This window comes from Halorubrum sp. CBA1125 (assembly GCF_009742825.1).
Lineage (GTDB): Archaea > Halobacteriota > Halobacteria > Halobacteriales > Haloferacaceae > Halorubrum.
The window spans coordinates 1-3,440 of the sequence record NZ_WPCE01000251.1; the positions used below are offsets into that span (position 1 = coordinate 1).

Sequence of the window (3,440 nt, forward strand, 5' to 3'; positions counted from 1 at the left end):
GCCGGGCTCTCGGCGGCGGTGTTCACCGCCCGGGCCGACCTCGACACGCTCGTCGTCGACGAGGGCGGGTCGCTGGTCCGTCGGAACGCGCACCTGGAGAACTTCCCCGGGTTCCCCTTCGGGGTCAACGCCCGTCACCTGCTCGACCTCGTCGGCGAGCAGGCCGAGAACGCGGGCGCAGAGCGACTCGAGGACCGAGTCGTGCGGGTCGATCACCTCGCCGCCGGTGACGGTGACGGGCGAGACCGCACCGACGCCGACGGCGACGGAGGCCCGCCCCGTTTCGCCGTCGAGACGGCGACGGGTGACCGCCGGCTGACCCGGTACGTCGTGGCGGCGACGAAGAACGAGGTGAGCTACCTCACCGACGTCGACGGGATCGGAATCCTCGACCGCGGGAAGGCGTACGTCGACACCGACGAGCGCGGGCGGACCGGCGTCGACGGGCTGTACGCGGCCGGCCGGCTCGCGGAGAAGCCCCACCAGGCGGCGGTGTGTGCCGGCCACGGCGCCGAGGTGGCCGTGACGCTCCTGGAGGACGACGACCGGCCGTTCTACCACGACTGGGTCGCCCCCGAGGGGTACTTCACCGATCGCGGGCGTGACCTGCCGCCGGGCTGTGAGGAGATCGGCGAGCGCGAGCGGCGCGAGCGCGAGGCCGCCTCGCTCGAGGCGATGCGCGACCGGTTCGCGGATCCCCATCCCGACCCGCAGGAGACGCACCCGAGCCTGGAGGAGTGAGGTCGAGAGGGGTGACCCGGACGTGATCGGAACGACGCTCCTGGATATCAGCGACCACATCGAGTCGCTCGCGAGCGAGACGGGCGAGTACACCCTCGTCTGCGCCCGATACGGCGACCGCCCGGTACCTGCCGCGGGACTCCGGTTCGAGAGCCGTCCCACCGCGCGGGCCGCGGCCCGGGCCACCGAGCAGTACCGCGCCGCGCTCCGGCAGTACGACCCGCAGGTGCCCTTCTATGACGTGATCGTCCGGCACGAGCACGCCGCCGATCGAGCGGAGACGGACGGCGCTCCGGACGCCGGCACCACCGACGGGTCGCACGACGTCCGACGTTTCTCGCCGGACGACGCGGCCCGGTGGACGCTCTCCGATCCCGTCGTGGGATCCGGCGACGATCGCTCCGGTGCCGACTCCCACCGTGTCCGCGACCGCGACTGCAACCGCGACCGCAACCACGACCGCGACCGCGTCCAGTTCTGTCACGACGCCGCGGCGGCGGTCTTCGAGGCGCTCTCCGCGGCGGACCACGACGCCGTCGAGTCCGCGGTCATTCGCGCGTACTTCACGCTCGCCGAGCGGATCGGCGATCCGGACGACCTCTGCGTGTGCCTGCTCGAGGCCACGGCCTCGGAGCTCGACCGTAGGCTCGCTCCCCCCGAGCAGGCTGCGGTGCTCGCCGACGCCGCCGCTCGGCTCCCGGAGGCGACGAGCGACGACCCGATCGCGGGGGCCCTAGACCGGCTCGCGGCGGTCGGCGTGCTCGACCGATACACGCGCCGTCCCGGGACTGCGACGACGGTCCGCGTGTCCGGATACGCGCTGACCCCGCGGGACGGCCGGCTCCCGACGCTTCCGGTCGTCCTCGAGCTGTTCCGCCGGACGCTGCCCGCAGATCGACCGGACACGGTGCGGGTCGCGCCCGTCGACGACGGGTGGCGGCTCCGGCTCGCCTCCGCCGCCGGCGATCCCGGTGGGCTCGCGAGCGCCGCGATCCGGCGGTGAGGAGCCTGCACCGCGCGGCCGCTGACGACCGGATCTGACGGTCTTCGGTCGGTGAGATCTTCGGTCAGTGAATTCTTCGGCCCGTGAGATCTTCGCTCAGTCCGCCGATTCGATCCGAACGAGGTCGGCCTCGACGTCCTCCACGAACGCGCCGTGACCGCCCACGGAGGTGGTGCCGGAGCCGGTGTCGACCACGAGGGTGTGCTGGACCGGGAACTCGTTCGTGGTGGGCTCGACCAGCCCCTGTCTCACGTCTGCGACACGGCCGGTGAGTTCGACGTCTGCGTCGTCGTCGGTCCGGCGGCCGCCCACGGTCACGCGCAGGGTCGTCCCGGCGCGGCGATGGAGCGTCACCGTCAGGACCGCGTGCCGGAAGTTCGCGTACTCGGCGGGCAGGGGTGCGGGGTCGGCGACCCACGCCTCCGAAGCCGGCGGCCAGTAGTTACCGAGGAACGAGCCGACGATGACCGGGGCGATCTGCGCCTGCGCGAAGACGATCGCCTGCCGGTCCGTGTCTGTGCGACCCACCAGCTCCGGCGGGGCGACGACCCCCGTCGCGGCGTCGACGGCGAGGATCGTCGGCATCGCCTCGCGCCACGTCCGGGCGACGGTCGCGACGCCGTCTAGGTCGGGGGCGTCGTCCGGGTCGGAGGGACCGTTATCCGGCGGATTCGGATCGACGCCGGCGACGACCAGCAGCACGAGGATGCCACGGTCGACCGCGTCTGCCAGTGCTCCGCGCACCTCCGAGAGGTACCGTGCCGGGACCGACAGCGCCGCCTCCGACTCGGCGTCAGCCAGCAGCGACCGGATCCGCTTGAGGACCGTCGCGCGGGCCTTGACGACCTCGAACTGCTCCGCCGACCGCTCCACCCGTGCGAAGCGTTCCTCCAGCTCCGGCCGGAGCGCGTCGACGTCCGCGCGCAGCCGCTCGACCACCTCCGCCGGCGGAGTCGCGCGGATCGTCGTCGGCACCACGTGGTCGTTCACCTCGACGAACCCCCGCTCCGCGAGCGACTCGCTCACGCTGTAGACGTACCGCTTCGACACGTCGGCGGCGTCGGAGACGGTGCTCGCGGTGGCCTCGCCGTGCTCCAGCAGACAGAGGTACGTGTCGATCTCCTTCTCGGAGAGCCCGAATCGGCGGAGGCGGTCGATCAGCGTCCGGTCGTCCATACGGACGGCGTGCGCGCGTTCCACATAAGCGACGGGGGTGGAAAACGCGGTAAGTGACCGGGTGGAACCCGTGTGACGTGTGGTACGGAGAGCGAGACGGGAACAGAGACGGCGTCCGGCGGGGAGACCCCCGTCCGCGGCACGTTTTTCAGGGCGGCCGGGGAAGCCACCCGTATGCGCACGCTCGACGAGACGGACCGGGAGATCCTTCGACTGCTGCTCGCCGACGCCCGGCGTCCCTACAGCGACATCGCCGACCACGTCGGGCTCTCGGCGCCCGCGGTGTCGGACCGCGTCGACCGGCTCCAGGAGGCCGGGCGTGATCGAGGGGGTTCACCCTGCGCGTCGACGGCGACGCGCTCTCGACGGGCCCCTCGGCGCTCGTGAGGTCCGCGTGTCGCCCGACGACGCCGAGGCGGCCCACGAGGCGATCGCGGCGCACGACCGGGTCGAACACGCGTTCCTCACCGCCGAGGGGCGACGTGACGTTCTCGGCGCGGACCGACGACGCCACGGTCCG

Annotated in this window: 3 protein-coding genes and 1 pseudogene; 3 read left to right on the top strand and 1 reads right to left on the bottom strand. The window is 72.7% G+C overall.

Translation table 11 applies throughout. The features are described from left to right. The coding region (locus tag GJ633_RS17325; protein ID WP_197431369.1) for a thioredoxin reductase at positions 1–741 on the top strand (741 nt) is incomplete at its 5' end. A gap of 22 nt (positions 742–763) precedes the next feature. Beyond that, positions 764–1,744 carry a hypothetical protein gene (locus GJ633_RS15145; RefSeq protein WP_321169117.1) on the top strand — a complete coding sequence of 327 codons (981 nt, stop codon included), beginning with the start codon at positions 764–766 and terminating at the stop codon, positions 1,742–1,744. A gap of 96 nt (positions 1,745–1,840) precedes the next feature. On the opposite strand, the gene GJ633_RS15150 is transcribed toward GJ633_RS15145, so the two are convergent. Continuing rightward, on the bottom strand, positions 1,841–2,920 hold the full coding sequence (locus GJ633_RS15150) for a TrmB family transcriptional regulator sugar-binding domain-containing protein (protein WP_156589467.1): 1,080 nt from the start codon (positions 2,918–2,920) through the stop codon (positions 1,841–1,843). A 174-nt stretch (positions 2,921–3,094) separates the two neighbouring features. On the opposite strand from GJ633_RS15150, the pseudogene GJ633_RS18320 reads away from it, so the two are divergent. Next, positions 3,095–3,440: pseudogene (locus GJ633_RS18320) on the top strand (Lrp/AsnC family transcriptional regulator); the annotation flags it as partial.